General features: G+C 64.8%; 17 protein-coding genes. 11 read left to right on the top strand and 6 right to left on the bottom strand.

Annotated elements, in window-relative coordinates; all coding sequences use genetic code 11:
* Positions 1–212: 212 nt before the first annotated feature.
* Genes nirB through KI611_RS17865 form a run of 4 tightly spaced genes read left to right on the top strand, consistent with a single transcriptional unit; the run spans position 213 to position 5,643 of the window.
* A complete protein-coding gene (gene nirB, locus KI611_RS17880) occupies positions 213–2,657 on the top strand; it encodes a nitrite reductase large subunit NirB (RefSeq protein WP_226417005.1) in 2,445 nt (814 codons plus the stop codon).
* A gap of 23 nt (positions 2,658–2,680) precedes the next feature.
* Positions 2,681–2,992, top strand: coding sequence for a nitrite reductase small subunit NirD (gene nirD / locus KI611_RS17875; protein ID WP_226417004.1), 312 nt, complete (start codon positions 2,681–2,683; stop codon positions 2,990–2,992).
* A gap of 47 nt (positions 2,993–3,039) precedes the next feature.
* A complete protein-coding gene (locus KI611_RS17870; RefSeq protein WP_226417003.1) occupies positions 3,040–3,852 on the top strand; it encodes a formate/nitrite transporter family protein in 813 nt (270 codons plus the stop codon).
* 60 nt (positions 3,853–3,912) lie between these two features.
* Positions 3,913–5,643: a bifunctional protein-serine/threonine kinase/phosphatase gene (locus KI611_RS17865; RefSeq protein ID WP_226417002.1), complete on the top strand. Its 1,731-nt coding sequence runs from the start codon at positions 3,913–3,915 to the stop codon at positions 5,641–5,643.
* Positions 5,644–5,646: 3 nt separating this feature from the next.
* Here KI611_RS17865 and phnX read toward each other — a convergent pair whose 3' ends face one another.
* The 6 genes from phnX to KI611_RS17835 form a co-directional block, all read right to left on the bottom strand.
* Positions 5,647–6,459, bottom strand: a complete 813-nt coding sequence (gene phnX / locus KI611_RS17860; protein WP_226417001.1) for a phosphonoacetaldehyde hydrolase — start codon at positions 6,457–6,459, stop codon at positions 5,647–5,649.
* A 39-nt stretch (positions 6,460–6,498) separates the two neighbouring features.
* Positions 6,499–7,722, bottom strand: a complete 1,224-nt coding sequence (locus KI611_RS17855) for an NAD(P)/FAD-dependent oxidoreductase (protein ID WP_226417000.1) — start codon at positions 7,720–7,722, stop codon at positions 6,499–6,501.
* A gap of 20 nt (positions 7,723–7,742) precedes the next feature.
* The gene (locus tag KI611_RS17850; protein ID WP_226416999.1) at positions 7,743–8,861 is read right to left on the bottom strand and encodes a 2-aminoethylphosphonate--pyruvate transaminase; all 1,119 of its coding nucleotides are present in this window, start codon (positions 8,859–8,861) and stop codon (positions 7,743–7,745) included.
* Positions 8,862–8,875: 14 nt separating this feature from the next.
* Positions 8,876–10,564 (bottom strand): putative 2-aminoethylphosphonate ABC transporter permease subunit, encoded by a 1,689-nt coding sequence (locus tag KI611_RS17845; protein WP_226416998.1) that lies wholly within the window; start codon positions 10,562–10,564, stop codon positions 8,876–8,878.
* Positions 10,561–11,628 carry a putative 2-aminoethylphosphonate ABC transporter ATP-binding protein gene (locus KI611_RS17840; protein WP_226416997.1) on the bottom strand — a complete coding sequence of 356 codons (1,068 nt, stop codon included), beginning with the start codon at positions 11,626–11,628 and terminating at the stop codon, positions 10,561–10,563. The genes KI611_RS17845 and KI611_RS17840 overlap by 4 nt, the downstream gene beginning before the upstream one ends.
* A 61-nt stretch (positions 11,629–11,689) precedes the next feature.
* A complete protein-coding gene (locus tag KI611_RS17835; RefSeq protein ID WP_226416996.1) occupies positions 11,690–12,724 on the bottom strand; it encodes a putative 2-aminoethylphosphonate ABC transporter substrate-binding protein in 1,035 nt (344 codons plus the stop codon).
* Between the two features lie 221 nt (positions 12,725–12,945).
* Between KI611_RS17835 and KI611_RS17830 the strand changes: the two genes are divergently transcribed.
* The 7 genes from KI611_RS17830 to ntrB all read left to right on the top strand — a co-directional run bounded on the left by KI611_RS17830 (position 12,946) and on the right by ntrB (position 19,503).
* Positions 12,946–13,635: an FCD domain-containing protein gene (locus KI611_RS17830; protein ID WP_226416995.1), complete on the top strand. Its 690-nt coding sequence runs from the start codon at positions 12,946–12,948 to the stop codon at positions 13,633–13,635.
* A gap of 37 nt (positions 13,636–13,672) precedes the next feature.
* Positions 13,673–15,022 (top strand): aspartate aminotransferase family protein, encoded by a 1,350-nt coding sequence (locus KI611_RS17825; RefSeq protein WP_226416994.1) that lies wholly within the window; start codon positions 13,673–13,675, stop codon positions 15,020–15,022.
* Positions 15,015–15,875, top strand: a complete 861-nt coding sequence (locus tag KI611_RS17820; RefSeq protein WP_226416993.1) for a DMT family transporter — start codon at positions 15,015–15,017, stop codon at positions 15,873–15,875. The genes KI611_RS17825 and KI611_RS17820 overlap by 8 nt, the downstream gene beginning before the upstream one ends.
* Before the next feature lie 104 nt (positions 15,876–15,979).
* Entirely contained in the window at positions 15,980–16,360 is a 381-nt protein-coding gene (locus KI611_RS17815; RefSeq protein WP_226416992.1) for a sirohydrochlorin chelatase, read from the top strand.
* A gap of 8 nt (positions 16,361–16,368) precedes the next feature.
* Complete coding sequence (locus tag KI611_RS17810; protein ID WP_226416991.1) at positions 16,369–16,944, top strand: ANTAR domain-containing response regulator; 576 nt, start codon at positions 16,369–16,371, stop codon at positions 16,942–16,944.
* Positions 16,945–17,347: 403 nt separating this feature from the next.
* Positions 17,348–18,529, top strand: coding sequence for a CmpA/NrtA family ABC transporter substrate-binding protein (locus KI611_RS17805; protein ID WP_226416990.1), 1,182 nt, complete (start codon positions 17,348–17,350; stop codon positions 18,527–18,529).
* A 62-nt stretch (positions 18,530–18,591) separates the two neighbouring features.
* Positions 18,592–19,503, top strand: a complete 912-nt coding sequence (ntrB, locus tag KI611_RS17800; protein WP_226416989.1) for a nitrate ABC transporter permease — start codon at positions 18,592–18,594, stop codon at positions 19,501–19,503.
* Positions 19,504–19,516 lie beyond the last annotated feature (13 nt).

Here is a 19,516-nt window from a genome sequence, read left to right as displayed (position 1 = left end):
CGGTGGAGGATGATGCCCTCGTTTGGTGCGGCATCGCCGGGGTGAATTCGTAAAAACTGCAATAAATCAATAGGCTGTAACGCTGGCATACTGATTGCAAGGAGTAGCCCGGTACAGCGAATCAACCGCCAACGGGGGCGGTCTGGTGGCAACGACGTCATGCGCTGAAGTAAATTTTGCACCTTCGGGTGCGCGCAACGTTGGAGTCAACCATGAGCAAACCCCGTCTCGTCCTGATCGGCAACGGCATGGCCGGTGTCCGCACCGTCGAAGAACTGCTGAAGATCAAGCCGGATCACTACGACATCACGATCTTCGGCGCCGAACCCCACCCGAACTACAACCGCATCCTGCTTTCGCCGGTGCTGGCCGGCGAAATGACCATCCAGGAAATCGTTCTCAACGAACTGGACTGGTACCAGGAAAAGGGCATCACGCTGCACACCGGCAAGCAGATCAGCCAGATCGACCGGGTCAGCCGCAAGGTGATCGCCGATGACGGCACGGAAGCGCCCTACGACCGCCTGCTGATCGCCACCGGTTCGACGCCGTTCATGCTGCCGATTCCCGGCAACGACCTGCCCGGCGTGATCGGCTACCGCGACATCAAGGATACCGACGAGATGATCGAAGCCGCCCGCCTGCACAAGCACGCGGTGGTGATCGGCGGCGGCCTGCTCGGTCTGGAAGCGGCGAACGGCCTGAAGCTGCGCGGCATGGACGTCACCGTGGTGCATATCGGGCCATGGTTGCTCGAACGCCAGCTCGACGAAGTGGCCGGCCAGATGCTGCAGAAGTCGCTCGAAGACAAGGGCCTCAAGTTCCTGTTGCAGAAGCAGACCGAAATGCTGGTCCAAGGCGAGAGCGGCCGGGTGGCCGCGGTGCGCTTCAAGGACGGCATGCAGATCCCGGCCGACCTCGTCGTGATGGCCGCCGGCATCCGCCCCAACTACGCGCTGGCCGAAGCCTCCGGCATCTACTGCAACCGCGGCATCGTGGTCAATGACACGATGCAGACCTACGACCCGAAGGTCTATGCCGTCGGCGAATGCGTCAGCCACCGCGGCATCGCCTACGGCCTGGTCGCGCCGCTCTTCGAGCAGGCCAAGGTCGCCGCCAACCATCTGGCCAATTACGGCATCGGCCGCTACACCGGTTCGGTGACCTCGACCAAACTGAAAGTCACCGGCATCGACCTGTTCTCGGCCGGCGACTACATGGGCGGCGAGGGCACCGAGGAAATCGTCCTCAACGACCCCTACGGCGGCGTGTACAAGAAGCTGGTGGTGCGCGACAACAAGCTGGTCGGCGGCGTGATGTACGGCGACACGGCCGACGGCCCGTGGTACTTCCAGTTGCTGAAGGATGGCCGCGACATCCACGACATCCGCGACCAGCTGATTTTCGGCCAGTCGCTGGTCGGCGACGTCGGTCATGCCGGCAACAGCAAGGCGGCCTCGATGGCCGACAGTGCCGAGGTCTGCGGCTGCAACGGCGTGACCAAGGGGAGCATCGTCAAGGCCATCAAGGAAAAGGGCTTGTTCACGCTGGACGAGGTGAAGAAGCACACCAAGGCGGCTTCCTCCTGCGGTTCCTGCGCCGGCCTGGTCGAGCAAATCCTCGCCTCGACCATCGGCGGCGCCTACACCCCGGCCGCCTCCGACAAGAAGCCGGTCTGTGGCTGCACCGAGCAGTCGCACAAGATGGTCCGCGAGGCCATCCGCGACCAGCATCTGACCAGCAAGGAAGCCGTCTTCACGGCACTCGAGTGGAAGACGCCGGACGGCTGCGACAAGTGCCGGCCGGCGGTGAACTACTACCTGATCTCGACCTGGCCGCACGCAGCCAAGGACGATCCGCAGTCGCGCTTCATCAACGAGCGGGCGCACGCCAATATCCAGAAGGACGGCACCTATTCGGTGGTGCCCCGGATGTGGGGCGGCCTGACCAATCCCAAGGAACTGCGCGCCATCGCCGATGCCGCCGAGAAGTACAACGTGCCGACGGTGAAAGTCACCGGTGGTCAGCGCATCGACCTGCTCGGGGTGAAGAAGGAAGACCTGCCGGCCATGTGGGCCGACCTCAACGCCGCCGGCATGGTCTCCGGCCACGCCTACGGCAAGTCGATCCGCACCGTGAAGACCTGCGTCGGCATGGAGCACTGCCGTTTCGGCACGCAGCTGGCGATGTCGATGGGCATCAAGCTGGAAAAGATGCTGTTCGACATGTACGCGCCGCACAAGGTCAAGCTGGCCGTCTCCGGCTGCCCGCGCAACTGCGCCGAAGCCGGCATCAAGGACGTCGGCATCATCGGCGTCGATTCCGGCTACGAGATCTACATCGCCGGCAACGGCGGCATCAAGACCGAGGTCGCCCAGTTCCTGTGCAAGGTCGGTTCGGACGAAGACGTCATGGAATATTCCGGCGCCTTCCTCCAGCTCTATCGCCTGGAGGGCTGGTATCTCGAGCGCACCTGCCATTACCTGGAGCGCGTCGGCATGGACTACGTCAAGGTCAAGATCGTCGAGGATGAAGAAGGCCGCAAGGCCTTGTATGCCGCGCTGCTCGACTCGCTGAAGGATGCCAAGGATCCGTGGGCAACGTCGCGCGAACCGGAAGCGATCAAGCAATTCATCCCAATCACGGTCGTCGCCTGAAAACCGAATACGAGGAGAGAAAAATGAGTAACTGGAAACTGATTTGCCCGCTTGAAGACATTCCGCAGCTCGGCTCGCGCATCGTCCGGCCGGCTACCGGCGGCGATATCGCCATCTTCCGCACCGCCGACGACCAGGTGTTCGCCATGCACGACAAGTGCCCGCACAAGGGCGGGCCGCTGTCTCAGGGCATCGTGCACGGCCGGCGCGTCACCTGCCCGCTGCATGGCTGGAACATCGGCCTCGACGACGGTCAAGCCGTGGCGCCGGATGTCGGTTCGTGCGGCAAGTTCGCCGTCAAGGTCGAAGACGGCCAAGTCCTGCTGGCCCTCTGATGGCCGCTCGCATTGAACAAAAACAACTGATTTAAAAAGGAAATATCATGGCTTACCTAATGCCGTCCGAATTTGTCACGAAGATGGTCGATGCCGGTGAATCGAAGATCTACATGGCCACCCGCGATGCCTTGATCCGCGCCTACATGGCCGGCGCCATCCTCGCGTTGGCCGCCGTGTTCGCTGTCACCGCCTCGGTCCAGACCGGTTCGCCGCTGATCGGCGCGATCCTTTTCCCGGTCGGCTTCTGCATGCTCTACCTGCTCGGTTTCGATCTGCTCACCGGCGTCTTTGTCCTGACGCCGCTGGCCTGGCTGGACAAGCGGCCCGGCGTCACGATCAAGGCCATCCTGAAAAACTGGGGCATCGTGTTCACCGGCAACTTTCTCGGCGCGCTGACGGTGGCGTTCCTGATGGCCTTCATCTTCACCTACGGCTTCTCGACGCCGCCCAATGAAATCGGCACCAAGATCGGCCACATCGGCGAAGCGCGGACGCTCGGCTACGCCAAATACGGCCTGATGGGCTGGTTCACCATTTTCATCCGGGCCATGCTGTGCAACTGGATGGTGTCCACCGGCGTCGTCGGGGCGATGATTTCGACCACCGTCAGCGGCAAGGTGATCGCCATGTGGATGCCGATCATGGTCTTCTTCGCGATGACTTTCGAGCATTCCGTGGTCAACATGTTCCTCTTCCCGTCGGGCCTGATGATGGGCGGCAATTTCTCCATCCTCGACTACCTGATCTGGAACGAGATCCCGGTGGTTCTCGGCAACCTGGTCGGCGGCCTGGCGTTCACCGGCCTGACGCTGTACGCCACGCACATCCGGACGGCGCCGAAGCGCACCTTCGCCTAATTCGGCGGACAATGGCCAAGCCCCAGCCCGCCACCGGGCTGGGGCTTTTTCGGGTTAAAGATGAGCCATCAACTGAAAATCTCCGTCGGACAATATTCCGACAAGGGCCGCAAGGCGAGCAATCAGGATTTCCACGGCATCGCCGTGCCCCGCGAGCCGCAACTCAGCGCCAAGGGCATCGCCGTGGCGCTGGCCGACGGGATCAGCAGCAGCGAAGTCAGCCAGATCGCCAGCCAGTCGGCGGTCACCAGCTTTCTCGAAGACTACTACTGCACCTCGGAAGCCTGGTCGGTGCGGACCGCCGCCGAGCGCGTCCTGGTCGCCACCAACTCCTGGCTGCATTCGCAGACCCAGCAAAGCCAGCACCGCTACGACAAGGACCGCGGCTATGTATGCACCCTGAGCGCCCTGGTTATCAAGTCCACCACGGCGCACCTCTTCCACGTCGGCGATACGCGGATCTACCGGCTGCGCGGCGAGTTGCTCGAGCAACTGACCGAGGACCACCGGGTCTGGGTGTCATCGACGCAAAGCCACCTGGCCCGCGCCCTCGGCATCGACCGCAAGCTCGACATCGATTACCGCTCGCTGCAGATTGTCCCGGGCGATCTCTTCCTGTTGGCCAGCGATGGCGTCTACGAGCATGTTGACGGCGATTTCATCCGGGCCGCGATCAATGACTGCCCCGGCGACCTGGCGCCGGCGGCCGAAGCCATCGTCGGCGAAGCCTACCGGCGTGGCAGCCCCGACAACCTGACCGTCCAGCTGGTCAGAATCGACGAATTGCCCAGCCCGGAAGCCAATGAGATCTATCGCCAGGTTTCCGAGCTGCCGTTCGCGCCGCTGCTTGAGGCGCGGATGAATTTCGACGGCTACCAGATCGTCCGCGAAGTCCGCGGCAGCAGTCGCAGCCATATCTATCTGGCGGTCGATGGCGAAACCGGCGAACGGGTGATCATCAAGACTCCCTCCGTCGACCTGCAGGGCGACCCGGCCTATCTCGAACGCTTCCTGATGGAAGAGTGGATCGCCCGGCGGATCGACAGCGCGCATGTGCTGAAGCCGTGTTGGCAGACGCGCAAGCGCAACTACATCTACGTCGTCAGCGAATTCATCGAAGGCCAGACCCTGGCCCAGTGGATGATCGACAACCCGAAGCCCGATCTGGCCAGCGTGCGCGGCCTGCTTGAACAGATCGCCAGGGGCCTGCAGGCCTTCCATCGCCTGGAAATGGTGCATCAGGACCTGAAGCCGGACAACATCATGATCGACAGCACCGGCACGGTGAAGATCATCGATTTCGGGGCGACGCGGGTGGCCGGCGTGATGGAAATCGCCACGCCGATCGAACAGATCAACCTGCTCGGTTCCGCCACCTACGCCGCGCCGGAATACTTCCTCGGCGAAGCCGGCTCCTCGCGCTCGGACATCTTCTCGCTCGGCGTGATCGCCTACCAGATGCTTTCCGGCCGGCTGCCGTACGGCGTCGAGGTCGCCAAGGCGCGGACCCGGGCGGCGCAACGCAAGCTCGTCTATCAATCGGTCCTCAACGACGAACGCGAGATCCCGGCCTGGCTCGACGACGCCATCCGCAAGGCCGTCGAGCCCGATCCGCAGGCCCGTTACGAGGAGTTATCCGAGTTCATCTACGACCTTCATCACCCGAACCAGGCTTTCCTGAACAAGACCCGGCCGCCGCTGATCGAGCGCAATCCGGTGATTTTCTGGAAGAGCGTTTCCTTCGTCTTGCTGCTCGCTGTCATCGTGCTCGGCGCGGTGCGCCTGGGTTGAGCTTCAGGGCCGTTCGCCGGCCGCGAGGCGCCCGGCAATGGCGTCGACCACCGGCAGCAGGTCGGCGATGCTGTCGATCACATAGTGGGCGCCGGCCGCCAGGAAGGGCGGCGTGACGCGGGCGCGGATGTCGTCCAGCGTGGCCGGCGCGGCGGCGGCGAATTCGGCCTGGGTCAAGCCGCTCGGGCTACCGGACAGGGCCAGCGCCACCGTCCACATGCCGGCGTTGCGGCCTTCTTCGATGCCGGGCAGGGTGTCGTCGACCTTGATGCAGTGGGCGACGCTGCCGACTTTCAGGTCGAGCACGCAGTGCAGCGCCATCCACGGGCCGGGGCGGGCGCCGGCCGCCAGATCGTCGGCGCACACCGTGCAGTCCGGGCGGTAGCCGTTCTCCTCGGCATGGCGCATCAGGGTTTCCATGACGAGGCGCGGATAGCCGGTGGTCGAGCCGATTTTCAGGCCGCGCCGGCGCAATTCGGCGACCGTTTCCAGCGTGCCGGGAATCAGCTCGGCGTGTTGCCCGACGCGTTCGACCTGCAGCGGCAGGAAAGTCTTGTACAGGGTATCGATGTCGTCGACGCCCATCGGTTTGCCGAACTGGGTGCGCCAGCGGGCGTCGATTGCCGGGTCGCGGCCGAGGGCTTCGATATGCTGCCACTTGCCGAGGCCCATCGGGCCGCGTGCTTCGGCCAGTGAAAGTTCAAAGCCATAGGCTTCGCGAAAGGCGTCGACGAAAATCTGGGTCGGGGCGAAAGAACCGAAATCGACGGTGGTGCCGGCCCAGTCGAAAATGACGGCTTCGAGGGTGGTGGTCATGGGTTGTCTCCTGAAATGGGTTGAATGCCGCGGGCTTGCTTAGCCCGAGGTCTTGCGCGAGCGGGCGGCGGCGCAAAGATTGAGAAATTCGGGGGCGAAGGGATCGAAAAGGCCCTGCCGTTCGACCCGGTGCGGGGCGGCGTCGACGAAGCAGGCCTGGTCGGTGATCTGTTCCGCAATCAGCCGGCCGACGCCGCCCGACACGGCAATGCCGGCGCCGTTGCAGCCGGCCGCGACAAACAGCCCGGCGATGCGGTCGACCGCGCCGACGACCAGATTGCCGTCGGGCGTGTAGTTCGACGGGCCGGTGATGTAATGGGCGATGCCCAGGCGATCGATGGCCGGGAAGTAGCGGCGCAGTTGCTCGGCGCCGTCGGCCAGGTTTTCCCAGCCGTCCGGATCGCTCGGGTCGAAAACGAAGCCGCTCAGATCGGCCGGCAGCAGCCGGGGATCGGCCACCGCCGTGCGGCTTTCGCGGATGCCGAAGAGCAGGGCGCCGATTTCCGGCCGGGCGTAGGCACGAATTTCCGGCAGCAGCACGATCGGTCCCTGGCGCGGGAAAATGGCGTCCGGCTCGGTGATCCAGTACTGGCTGCGGACCGGCGCCATCGGCAGGGGCACGCCGAGTTCGGCGCAGAGCAGACCGGCCCAGGCGCCGGCGGCATTGATGACGATGGCGGCCGGCAGGACTTCGCCGGAACGCAGTTCGACCCCGCTGACCCGGTCGTTGGCGCAGCAGATTCGCCGGACATCGGCGGCGAGCCGGATGCGGACGCCGAGGTGGGCCGCCGAACGGCTGTAGGCGGTACTCAGCAAATAGGGTTCGACATAGGCCTCCTGCGGGAACAGCACGGCCGTGTCGAAGGCCGCCGGGTTGAGCCACGGCGAGTGGCGGATCGCCTCGTCCGGCGTCAGCTTTTCGCTGAGGATGCCGAATTCGCCACAACTGGCGGCCAGCCGGTCGAGATCGGCGGCGCCGGCGGTGCTGCTGGCGTACAACGCGCCGACCTGGCGCAGGCCGACATCTTCCGAGAAGTCGGCACGCATCGCCTCGATCGCCCGGCGGGTTTCCTGGACCAGCGGGATGAAATGCGACTTGTCGCGAACCAGCGTGACGAGGGCGGCGGCGCGACTGGTGGCGGCGCCGGCCAGCTGCTGGCGTTCGAGCAGCAGCACGCGCTCGCCGAGGCCGCGCCGGGCCAGCGCATAGGCGATGCTGGCGCCGAAAATGCCGCCGCCGATGATCAGGATGTCACGATTCATGTGGTGCTCCGCGCCGCTGCTCAGCCATTGACCGCAACGCCCATGGCCTGGAGCGTGGCGCCCACCGCAGCGACCACCTTGTGCATGTCCTGGTCGTCGAGCGCGCCGATGCAGCCGATGCGGAAGGTGTCGACCTCGGTTAGCTTGCCCGGATAGAGGATGAAGCCGCGGGCCCGGACGGCCTCGTAAAAGTCCGTGAACCGGTAATTGGCGTCGGCCGGGGCATGGAAGGTGACGATGATCGGCGCCTGGACGGCCGGCGCCAGGAAGGGGCGCAGGCCGAGCCCGGCCATGCCCTCGATCAGCGTCCGGCAGTTGCCGGCGTAGCGGGCGACCCGCGCCGCCAGGCCGCCTTCTTCGGCGTATTGCTCAAGCCCGGCATGCAGCGCGACGACGACGTGGGTCGGCGGCGTGAAGCGCCATTGCGTGGTTTTCTGCATGTAGGTCCACTGGTCGTGCAGGTCCATGGCCAGCGAGTGGCAATTGCCGGCGCTCTGTTCCAGCGCGCTCCGCCGGGCGATGACGAAACCCATGCCGGGCACCCCTTCCAGGCATTTGCCGGACGCGGCGATGACGGCATCGAAGGGCATGTGGCGGGCGTCGATCTCGATGGCGCCAAAGGTGCTCATCGCGTCGACGATCAGCCGGCGGCCCTGGCGGGCGACCGCGGCGGCGATCTCGGGCAGCGGGTTGAGGATGCCGGTGCCGGTTTCGCAATGGACCTGGGCGACGTGGGTGATGGCCGGGTCGGCGATCAGCGCGGCTTCGATGGCCTGCGCCGAAGCCGGCTGGTCTTCGGCGACCGGCATATTGACGGCGGCGCGGCCGAGATAGCCGAGGATTTTCAGGATGCGGGCGCAATAGGCGCCATTGTTCGGCACCAGCACCTTGCCGTCCCTGGGCACCAGCGTGCCCAGCGCGGCTTCCACCGAGAAGGTGCCGGAGCCCTGCAGCGGCACGCAGACGTGGCTTTCTTCGCCGTGGGCGATGGCCAGCAACTGCTCGCACACGGTGCGGGTGATCTGGTTGAAGGCGCTGTCCCATGAGCCCCAGTCGTGCAGCATCGCCTGCTTGGTGCGCAGCGAGGTGGTGAGCGGGCCGGGGGTCAGCAGAAGTGGGTCGCGGTCGATGGCGTACATGGTTTCTCCGGGGGTTAGCGCCTGACGTTGCGCCAGGCCTGGTGGCGTTTGAAGACGAGGTTGGTCAGTAGGCTATAGGCCAGGCTGACGACGGCCGAGGTCAGCACGACCAGCGTCGCCATCGCCGTGGCCGGGCCGATTTCGCCCGCCTCGTCAAGGTTGAGGATGGATACCGAGGCCGGCAGCGTGTGCGGCGAGTAGAGGAAGACGACGGCCGAAACGGTGGTCATCGCATTGATGAACAGATAGCGGGCGATTTCCAGCACGGCGGGCAGGCACAGCGGCAGCGTGACGCGCCAGAAGGTGACGAATTGCGAAACCTTCAGCGATGCGGACACTGCCTCGAATTCGCGGTCGATGTTCTTCAGTGCGGTGAGCGAGGTCAGATGGCAGGAGGTGTAGTAATGCACCACGTTGGCCACGACGATGATGGTCAGCGTGTGATAGAGCCCGTTCAGCGGGTTCTGCGGGTGATTGAAGAAGAGGATGAAGCCGATGCCGAGCACCATGCCCGGCACGCCCATCGGCAGCGTGGCCACGACCTGCACGGCGGAACGCAGCCAGGGCCAGCCGCCGCGGCTTTTCTCCAGCAGGTAGGCGGTGACGAAGATGAACGGCGTGCCGCACAGCGCGGTCAGTCCGGCGATTCGCAGGCTGTTCAGATAGGCGTCGAGGACGCCGGCATCGGCCAGTCCGAACACGTAATGATCGAACGACATCTCGAGGTTGTACGGCCAGAAGCGGACCAGCGAGGTGTAGGCGGTCATCCCGACCACGCCGAGCAGGGCGATGGCGAGCAGGGCGCAATAGACGAACAGCGCGCCATCGCGCCGGCCTTCGCGGCGCGCCACGTAAGGCACGGCGCGCGCCGTCAGGCTGGCCTGTTGCTTGCGCTGGACCCGCCAGTCGATCAGGAAGGCGAGCAGTACCGGCAGCAGTAGGAGCAGGGCGATCACCGCGCCGCGGTTGAAGTTTTGCTGGCCGACGACCTGGATGTAGATTTCGACGGCCAGGATCTGGAAGTTGCCGCCGATCACCTTGGGAATGCCGAAGTCGCTGATCGTGTAGGAAAAGACCACCATGGCGGCGCTGATCAGGCCGTACTTGGCGCCGGGCAGCGTGATGGTGGTGAACTTGCGCCAGCGCGAGGTGCTCAGCGCGTCGGCCGCTTCGTAGAGCCGGCCGTCGGCGGTGCCGAGCGCCACCAGCAGGATCATCAGGGCGTGCGGGAAGGTCGCGTAGACCGCCGACAGCACGATGCCGATCGGGCCATAGACGCTGTATCCGGCCAGCCACGACTTGAGCACGCCCTGCGTGCCGAACCACTGGATGAAGGAAATGGCGCCGACCAGCGACGGGCCGAGCAGCGGCGACATGCCGACCAGCCGGAAGAAGCCGCGCAGCGGCGTGCAACTGCGCTGGATGGCGTAGGCGTAGAAAAAGGCCAGCGGCAAGGTCAGCGCGGTGACCAGGGCGCTGATCCACAGGCTGTTCCAGATTGCCGTCGCGGTGCCGGGGGCGGTGAAGAATTGGCTGAAGCGCTGCAGCGTGTAGCCGCCGCCCTCGGCCTGCACGCTACCGAGCAGGATGGCGCCGAGCGGGGCGAGCAGGAAGAGCGACAAGGCGAGCGCCGCCAGTAACAGCAGCAGCGCCGACAGGCGTTCGTCGAGCGTCTTCTTGAGGCTGACGGTCGGGCCTCTCATTGTTCGTCGGCGACCAGACGGATGGCCGCGGGCGGGATGCCGATGCGCAGCGTGGCGCCGGGCACGATCGGCCAGCCGTTCAGATAATTGGTGGCGAACTGGGCGACCAGCGCCATGCCCGGGCAGTGGTCGGCGGCCAGCGTGACCAGCAGGTAGGAGCCGAGGTATTCGGCCTTGAGGACATGGGCGTAGAAACTGTTCTCGCTACGATCCAGCGTATCGAACAGCTTGATTTCCTCGGGGCGAACATAGAAGCGGGCGGCGATGCCCGGAGCCATGTCGTCGCGATGGCGCAGGCGGAGATTACCGAGTTCGATGTGGCGGTTTTCGCGCGTCGTGCCGCGCAAGACATTGGTGCGGCCGATGAAGTCGGCGACGAAATCGTTGGCCGGTTGGCAATAGACGGTTTGCGGGTCGCCGATCTGCTGAATGCGGCCGTGGTTCATCACGACGATGCGGTCGGCCATGGCCAGCGCTTCTTCCTGGTCGTGGGTGACCATCAGCGTGGTGACACCGAGGCGGGTTTGCAGGCTGCGGATTTCGGAGCGCAGGCGCAGCCGCTCGATGGCGTCGAGCGCCGACAGCGGTTCGTCGAGCAGCAGCAGTTCCGGCGAGGTGGCGAGGGCGCGGGCCAGGGCCACCCGTTGTTGCTGGCCACCGGAGAGCTGGGCCGGGTATTTTTCCTCGCTGCCGGGCAGACCGACCAGGGTCAGCATCTCGCCGACCCGTTGCTTGATCAACTGGCGGTCGGCCTTGCGGTTGCGCAGTCCGTAGGCGACGTTTTCGGCCACCGAAAGATTGGGAAAGAGGGCGTAGGACTGAAAGACGATGCCGTAGTCGCGCTGGGCCGGCGGCAGGCGGGAAATGTCGACGGCGCCCTGCACGATGCTTCCGGCATCCTGCGTTTCGAGGCCGGCAATCGCCCGCAGCAGCGTCGTCTTGCCGCAGCCCGAGGGGCCGAGCAGGACGACGAATTCGCCGCGCTCGATGGTCAGGTCGATCGCGTCGAGGGCAAGGAAATTGCCGAAGCGCTTGACCAGTTGTCGAATGGTTAGCTGAGCCATGATGTTTGTTCCGAACCTCAGAATGGCCGGCGGCAAGGCGCCACCGGCCGGTAGTGCGCGCTTACTTGGCTTTCGGTTCGGACTTGCCGGCGTAGCGCTTCTGCCACTCGGTCAGCACGGCCTCGCGGTTCTTGCCCATCAGGTTGAAGTCGTTCTTGACCAGGCGCTGCTCGTAGTCGGTCGGCACGTGCTTCAGGCGGGTGGCGACGCCGGGCAGGGCGACGACGGCGAAGTTCTTGGCGTACAGCTCGGCGGCTTCCTTGGTCGACGCCCAGTCGGAGAGCTTCTTGGCGGCGGCCAGCTGCGGCGTGCCCTTGACGATGGCGATGGCCTCGATATCCCAGCCGAGACCTTCCTTCGGATAGACGATGTCGATCGGCGCGCCCTGGTTGCGGGTGGCGTTGGCCCGGTATTCGAACGAGATGCCGACCGGGAATTCGCCGGCGCCGGCCATCTTGCAGGGCTTGGAGCCGGAATGGGTGTACACCGCGATGTTGTCGTGCAGTTTGTCCATGTACTCCCAGCCGCCCTTCTCGCCGAAGACGGTCAGCCAGGCGGTGACGTCGAGGTAGCCGGTGCCGGACGAGGCGGGGTTGGGCATGACGATCTTGCCCTTGAATTCCGGCTTGAGCAGATCCTTCCAGGATTCGATCTTGGGCAGGCCCTGTTTCTGCATCTCAACGACGTTGTAGCAGATCGCGGCACCCCAGACATTCATGCCGACCCAGCTCGGCGGATTGGCGGCGGCGCGGTAGCGCGGCGTGATGTTCTTCAGATTGGCCGGCGCGTACGGCTGGAGCATGCCCTGGCGCTCGAAGACGACCATGCTGGAAGCGGCGACGCCCATGATCACGTCGGCCACCGGCTTGGCTTTTTCGGCCAGCAGCTTGGCGGTGACGATGCCGGTCGAGTCGCGCGTCCACTTCAGTTCGATATCCGGATAAACCTTGTTGAAGCCTTCCTGGTAGGCCTTGAGCTGATCCGTTTCGAGTGCGGTATACACATTGAGCACGGTCTTTTCGGCGTGGGCGGGAAGGGCGGCAGCCAGGGCAAGGCCTGCGAAAGTCAGATACTTGGCAATAAGTTTGATGTGCATCGTGCAATCTCCTGCTGGTGAAAGAATCGGGAAGGACCGGCTGGCGGACCTCTCCGGAGTCTGGACGGGGAAAACGACAGATTGATGACGGGACCGCGCTGTAATCTCCGTGACATACCGCGTGGCTAAACTGCGCTCATGGTATTTTTTGTTTATTGCAGTTTGTTGACAATCAACAATAGTCCGAACGATAGAATCAAGGATTTGTGGAACTCATGGCCATGCCCGAAACCCTAGCCGACTCGACCGATTCCGCCCTGGCGCTGGTGCAGCGAACTTCGCTGACGCGGCTCATGGCCGATGCCGTCGAAAACCTGATCCTGACCGGGGAAATGCCGCCCGGCACGAAGCTCAACGAGGCGGCCATCGCCGAGCGTTTCGGCGTGTCGCGCGGCCCGCTGCGCGAGGCCTTGCGGATGCTCGAGGAGAGCGGCCTGATCCGCCAGGAGAAGAACCGCGGCGCCTTCGTCCGCGAGATCGATCTCGACGAGGCGGCGGAAATCTACGACGTTCGGGCCGGCCTCGACGCGACGGCCGGCCGCCTGCTGGCGCCGCGCATCACGCCCGAGCAGGTCACCGCCTTGCGCGCCCTGGCCGACGAAATGCAGGAAGTCGCCGGGCGCAACGACGTGGACCGCTTCCATCGGCTCAACCTGGCTTTTCACGACCGGCTGATCGGCTTTGCCGGTAATCGCAGCCTGAGCGAAATCTATCAACGCCTGGTCAAGCAACTGGCCCTGTTCCGCCGGCGCAACCTGCTGGTGCCGCAGGCGATTCCGCTGTTTGCCGACGAGCACAGCGCGATTGTCGATTGTCTGGCGGCCGGCGATGCCACGGCCAGCGGCGAAGCGCTCTACCGCCACGCCCAGGGCGGCAAAGCGCGGATGCAGCAGCAACGGCCGATCGGCTAGGCCGCTTCCTTTTCAATCTCTGCGCGGAGTAGCAAGCATGCAGAAGCACATCGATAGCGCCGAGGGCGACATCAACCTGGGTGACCGCCGGCAGGCCTGGCAGGCGGAAAACATCGGCCCGGCCAGCCGCCGGTTACTCGATGAAGATGCCCGCTGGTTCCTCCATCAGTCGATGTCCACGCCGTGCCTGAACGGCCTAGCGGGGGCGGGCGGTTCCTGGCTGACCGATGTCGAAGGCCGGCGCATTCTCGATTTTCACGGTAACAGCCTGCACCAGATCGGCCACGGTCATCCGCGGGTGGTCGCGGCGATCAAGCAAACGCTCGATACCCTGCCGTTCAGCCCGCGCCGCTATACCAACCAGCCGGCGGTCGACCTGGCGCGTCGCCTATGCACGGCGGCGCCGGGCGGCGACAACAAGCTGCTGCTGGCGCCCGGCGGCACGGCGGCGATTGGCATGGCCCTGAAACTGGCGCGCTTGGTGACCGGCCGCTTCAAGACGCTGTCGATGTGGGACAGCTTTCACGGGGCTTCGCTGGATGCCATTTCGATCGGCGGCGAGGCGGTCTTCCGCCGCGGCATCGGCCCGCTGCTGCCGGGCAGCGAGCATGTGCCGCCCTGCGATCCAGGTCGCTGCATCTTCGGTTGCGGCGGCCAGTGCGCCCTGCGCTGCGTCGATTACATCGACTATTGCCTGGAAAAGGAGGGCGACGTCGCCGCGGTCATCGTCGAAACCATCCGCTGCACCGATGTCCAGATCCCGCCGCCCGAGTACTATCAACGGCTGCGGGCGGCCTGCGACCGGCACGGCGCGCTGCTCATCCTCGACGAAATTCCGATTGCGCTGGGTCGGACCGGCCACCTGTTCGCCATCGAACGCTACGGCATCGTGCCGGACATGCTGGTTATCGGCAAAGGCCTGGGCGGCGGCGTCTTCCCGCTGGCCGCCTTGATCGCCCGGGCCGAGTTCGATGTCGGCCAGCATATTTCGCTCGGTCACTACACCCATGAAAAGAACCCGGTGGCCTGCGCCGCAGCCTTGGCCACCCTCGACGTGCTGGCCGAGGACAAGCTGATCGAACGCAGCCGCCGGCTCGGAGCCGAGGCGCTCAGTCGCCTGCAGACCATCGCCGCCGGCTGTGGCGCGGTGGCCGAGGTGCGCGGCGCCGGCCTGCTGCTCGCCGTCGAACTGCGCGACCATGCCGGGCGCCGGGCCGGCGATCTGGCCGAGGCGGTGCTCTACCGCTGCCTGTCGGCCGGCCTGTCGTTCAAGGTCGGGCAGGGCAATGTGCTGGTGCTGGCGCCGCCGCTGAATATCGACGAAGCCGATCTGGAGCAGGCTTTCGCCATCCTGGAAAGCGCGCTGCAGGTCGAGTGCGGTGCTTGAGGTCGGCCTCAGTACCGGTGTGGCCGGTGCCGTGCTCGGCGCCGCCCTGCTGCATGCCAGCTGGAATGCGCTGATCCGGGGGGCCGGCAACAAGGCGCATTTCACGCTGTTGCTGTCGGCCGCCAGTTCGCTGCTCAGCGTCGGCGGCGTGCTCTTCTTCGGGCTGCCCAAGGCCGCCGCCTGGCCGTTTCTGCTGGCCTCGGTGGCGCTGCACACGATCTACATCATCTGGATGATCCGGGCCTACGAAGGGGGTGGTCTGGTGCTCAGCTACACCATCATGCGCGGCGTGCCGCCACTGATCGTCGCCCTGGCCTCCGGGCCGCTGCTCGGCGAGCCGCTCAGGGCCGACGACTGGCTGGGCATCGTGCTGATCTGTTGCGGGGTGATCGGCATCGGCTTCGCCTCGGGCAATTCGCTGCGCGCCCTGCTCGGCCAGCCGGCGACGCGGGCCGCCTTGATGAATGCCGGGGCGATCGCCGCCTACACCGTGGTCGATGGCTACGGCGCCCGGCTGTCAGGCGCGCCGCTCAGCTACGCCTTCAGCCTGTTCGTCCTCGAACCGCTGTTCATCCTGGGCCTCAGTTATCGCCGTCAGGGCCGCGCCATGCTCGTCTATTTTCGCGGCAACTGGCGGCTCGGCGTGGTCGGCGCCGTCTGTTCGATGGCCGCCTACGCCACTGTGCTGTGGGCGATGACGCAGGCCCCGATCGCCATGGTCGCCGCGCTACGGGAGACTTCAGTGGTCTTCGCGGTGTTGCTGGGCTGCCTGTGGTTCAAGGAAGGCAAGCTTGGGCCGGCGCTCGCCGCGGCACTGGTCGTCGTGGTCGGGATCTTTTTGCTGCGCTTGTGAGTCCACGTTATATCGCTTCGCCGCTCACCGATTCTTTGCTTTAACATCGCGGCTCGCTCGGGCCGACCTGGCTGCGAGTTTTTCCAACCAACGAGACCTCAGCCATGGCCACAGCCCTGATCCTTTTTGCCCACGGTGCCCGTGACCCGGAATGGGCCAATCCGATGCGCCGCGTGCAGGCGGCGGTCCGCCAGCGGGTCGCCGGGATCCCGGTCGAACTGGCCTTTCTCGAATTCATGGCGCCGACGCTGCCCGACTGCGCCGCCGCGCTGGTCGCCGGCGGGGCGGATAAAGTGGTCGTCATGCCGATGTTCATCGCCCGTGGCGGACATTTGAAGAACGAGGTGCCGGCGATGCTGGCGACCCTGGGCTCGACCTACCCGGCCGTCGAATTCGTGCTCGGCGGGGCGGTCGGCGAGAACGAGATGGTCGTTCAGGCGATGGCCGATGCGGCCCTCGTCTCGGCTGGTATGGAGCTTGCCTGAGCTCCTCCATGCTGACCGTTCTTGTCATTGACGAATCCCGCTCGCGGGCCGGAGAAATCTGCGCCGGGCTGGCGCTCGCCGGTTATCAGGTGGCGGCCATTCTGGCCGGTTCGGAGAACCTGACGGCCGAGGTCGAAAAACTTCAGCCGGATGTGATCCTGATCGATACCGACAGCCCGAGCCGCGACACGCTGGAGCACCTGGCGACCATGCACAAGAACATGCCGCGGCCGGTCGTCATCTTTACCCAGGAAGACGGCCAGGAAGCCATCCGCGATGCGGTCAAGGCGGGCGTCTCGGCGTACATCGTCGATGGCCTCGACCCGAAGCGCATCAAGCCCATCGTCGAGGTGGCGCGCGCCCGTTTCGAGGATACGCAAGCCCTGCGCCGCGAGCTGGAAGAGACTTCGAAGAAGCTGAGCGACCGGAAACTGGTCGACCAGGCCAAAGGCGTGCTGATGAAGGCGCGCGGGCTGGACGAAGATGCGGCCTATCACGCCATGCGCAAGCTGGCGATGGAACGCGGCCAGACGATGGCGAAAGTGGCGCGCGATGTCATCGACATGGCCCGGGTGCTGCTCTAAACCTCCCTGTTATTGTGCGGGCGCCACGCCTGCTGCACTGCAACAGTGCATCGCCGGCGCGCCGTCAGCGCCGCGGCCGGTAAAGAAAATCCCAGTAAAACCATAGGCTTCGCCAGGCTTAGTTCGTTTGAACTAGCCCTGGCACGACCATTGCGATAGCTATTCCAAAACGCACGGTCAAAGGCGGCCGGGCGAGAGTCGAGCGCTTGCCGACTCAAGGGACAAGGGCGTCCATCCGAGCTGCCAACCGGCAGCCAGGATGTGACGCCCATTTTGTTTTTGGATTCTCGCAATCAAGGAGCAAATTATGGAAGACAGCAAACCGGCACTCGCAGGCCCGGCGGAAGCCGCGCCATCCTTCACTCGTCGTGATTTTGTTTCAGCCGCTTTGGGAGCCTCTCTGATGGCCATGGTACCCCCCGGCGTTCGCAGTGGTGCCTGGGCCGCTGGTTCGGACGCCCCCGAAAAGAAGGAAGTCCGTATCGGCTTCATCCCGCTGACCGATTGCGCCTCCGTGGTCATGGCGGCGGTCAACAAGTTCGATGAAAAGTACGGCATCAAGATCATCCCGACCAAGGAAGCCTCCTGGGCCTCGGTCCGCGACAAGCTGGTCAATGGTGAGCTGGACTGCGCCCACGTGCTGTACGGCCTGATCTACGGCGTGCAACTGGGCATCGGCGGGCCGAAGAAGGACATGGCCAACCTGATGACGTTGAACAACAACGGCCAGGCCATCACGCTCTCCAACCAGATGAAGGACAAGGGGGCGATCGACGGCCCCAGCCTGGCCAAGCTGGTCGCCAGGAAAGAGAAGGAATACACCTTCGCCCAGACCTTCCCGACCGGCACCCACGCGATGTGGCTGTACTACTGGCTGGCGGCGCAGGGCATTAACCCGCTCAAGGACGTCAAGACGATCACCGTGCCGCCGCCGCAAATGGTCGCCAACATGCGGGTCGGCAACATGGACGGTTTCTGCGTCGGCGAGCCGTGGAACAACCGCGCGATCATGGACAACATCGGCTTCACCGCGACGACGACCCAGGACATCTGGACCGACCATCCGGAAAAGGTGCTCGGCACCACCGCCGAATGGGTGCAGAAGAACCCGAACACCGCCCGCGCCGTGGTCGCCGCGATCCTCGATGCGAGCAAGTGGATCGATGCCTCGCTGCCCAACAAGCAGAAGACGGCCGAAGTCATCGCGCAAAAGGCCTACGTCAATACCGATACCGAAGTCATCGTCGCCCGCATGCTCGGCCGCTACCAGAACGGTCTCGGCAAGAGCTGGGACGACAAGAACCACATGAAGTTCTTCAACGACGGGGCGGTGAATTTCCCCTACCTCAGCGACGGCATGTGGTTCCTGACCCAGCACAAGCGCTGGGGCTTGCTGAAGAGCCATCCGGATTACCTGGCGATCGCCAAACAGGTCAATCGCATCGACATCTACAAGCAGGGGGCGGCTGCGGCCGGCGTCACCCTGCCGAAGAGCGAGATGCGCAGCCACAAGCTGATCGACGGCGTGGTCTGGGACGGCAAGGACCCGGCCAAGTACGCCGACGGTTTCAAGGTCAAGGCTTAAGCGCGTAACTAATGCCGCTGTCTTCCGGCTGGACCGGGAAGCAGCGGCTCAGGAGAAAAACCATGAGCGCACTGACGATAGACGGTGATTTTTGCCAGGAAAAGCTGGTCGTGGCCGTTGCCGCCGAACCGGCCAAGGAAAAGACAATGGAAAAAACTGCAACGCTGCCCGTCGCCGATGCCGGCACGCCGTTCGCCGACCGGCTGCGCGCCCTTGGCGGCGCCGTGCTGCCGCCGCTGCTCGGCCTGCTGATCCTGCTCGGGGTCTGGTATGTCGCCACCCTCAAGGGCGGCAGCATTCCCGGTCCGGGCAAAACCTGGGACGCGGCCGTTGTGCTGTTCGCCGACCCGTTCTACCAGAACGGACCGAACGACCAGGGCATCGGCTGGAACGTGCTGTCGTCGCTGCAGCGCGTCGGCATCGGCTTCGGCTTTGCCGCGCTGGTCGGCATCCCGCTCGGCTTCATTCTCGGCCGCTCGGCTTTCCTGGCGGCGATGATCAATCCGATCATCAGCCTGTTGCGCCCGGTCTCGCCGCTCGCCTGGCTGCCGATCGGCCTGCTCGTCTTCAAGCGGGCCGACCCGGCGGCGACCTATACGATCTTCATCTGCTCGATCTGGCCGATGATCATGAACACCGCCCAGGGCGTCCAGCGCGTGCCGCAGGACTACCTGAACGTCGCCCGCGTGCTGGCGCTGTCGGAATGGAAGATCGTCACCAAGATCCTCTTCCCGGCCGTACTGCCCTACATGCTGACCGGCATCCGGCTGTCGATCGGCACCGCCTGGCTGGTCATCGTCGCCGCTGAAATGCTCACCGGCGGCGTCGGTATCGGCTTCTGGGTGTGGGACGAGTGGAACAACCTGAAGGTCGAGCACATCATCATCGCCATCTTCGTCATCGGCATCGTCGGCCTGATCCTCGAGCAAAGCCTGATCCTGCTCGCCAGGAAGCTGACCAAAGAATCTGATTGATCCGGGAGAACGT

The sequence above is a fragment of the Dechloromonas denitrificans genome (assembly GCF_020510685.1).
GTDB classification, from domain to species: domain Bacteria; phylum Pseudomonadota; class Gammaproteobacteria; order Burkholderiales; family Rhodocyclaceae; genus Azonexus; species Azonexus denitrificans_A.
The sequence above is the reverse complement of the archived record's forward strand: the minus strand, read 5'-3'. Positions and strand labels throughout refer to the sequence as shown.

Bases quoted from the DNA above. Each gene is read 5' to 3' on its own strand.
- nirB (WP_226417005.1), top strand. From the start codon at position 213: ATGAGCAAACCCCGTCTCGTCCTGATCGGCAACGGCATGGCCGGTGTC.
- KI611_RS17815 (WP_226416992.1), top strand. From the start codon at position 15,980: ATGGCCACAGCCCTGATCCTTTTTGCCCACGGTGCCCGTGACCCGGAA.
- KI611_RS17855 (WP_226417000.1), bottom strand. From the start codon at position 7,722: ATGAATCGTGACATCCTGATCATCGGCGGCGGCATTTTCGGCGCCAGC.
- KI611_RS17825 (WP_226416994.1), top strand. From the start codon at position 13,673: ATGCAGAAGCACATCGATAGCGCCGAGGGCGACATCAACCTGGGTGAC.
- KI611_RS17810 (WP_226416991.1), top strand. From the start codon at position 16,369: ATGCTGACCGTTCTTGTCATTGACGAATCCCGCTCGCGGGCCGGAGAA.
- phnX (WP_226417001.1), bottom strand. From the start codon at position 6,459: ATGACCACCACCCTCGAAGCCGTCATTTTCGACTGGGCCGGCACCACC.
- KI611_RS17830 (WP_226416995.1), top strand. From the start codon at position 12,946: ATGCCCGAAACCCTAGCCGACTCGACCGATTCCGCCCTGGCGCTGGTG.
- nirD (WP_226417004.1), top strand. From the start codon at position 2,681: ATGAGTAACTGGAAACTGATTTGCCCGCTTGAAGACATTCCGCAGCTC.
- KI611_RS17835 (WP_226416996.1), bottom strand. From the start codon at position 12,724: ATGCACATCAAACTTATTGCCAAGTATCTGACTTTCGCAGGCCTTGCC.
- KI611_RS17840 (WP_226416997.1), bottom strand. From the start codon at position 11,628: ATGGCTCAGCTAACCATTCGACAACTGGTCAAGCGCTTCGGCAATTTC.
- KI611_RS17870 (WP_226417003.1), top strand. From the start codon at position 3,040: ATGGCTTACCTAATGCCGTCCGAATTTGTCACGAAGATGGTCGATGCC.
- KI611_RS17805 (WP_226416990.1), top strand. From the start codon at position 17,348: ATGGCCATGGTACCCCCCGGCGTTCGCAGTGGTGCCTGGGCCGCTGGT.
- KI611_RS17845 (WP_226416998.1), bottom strand. From the start codon at position 10,564: ATGAGAGGCCCGACCGTCAGCCTCAAGAAGACGCTCGACGAACGCCTG.
- KI611_RS17850 (WP_226416999.1), bottom strand. From the start codon at position 8,861: ATGTACGCCATCGACCGCGACCCACTTCTGCTGACCCCCGGCCCGCTC.
- KI611_RS17865 (WP_226417002.1), top strand. From the start codon at position 3,913: ATGAGCCATCAACTGAAAATCTCCGTCGGACAATATTCCGACAAGGGC.
- ntrB (WP_226416989.1), top strand. From the start codon at position 18,592: ATGAGCGCACTGACGATAGACGGTGATTTTTGCCAGGAAAAGCTGGTC.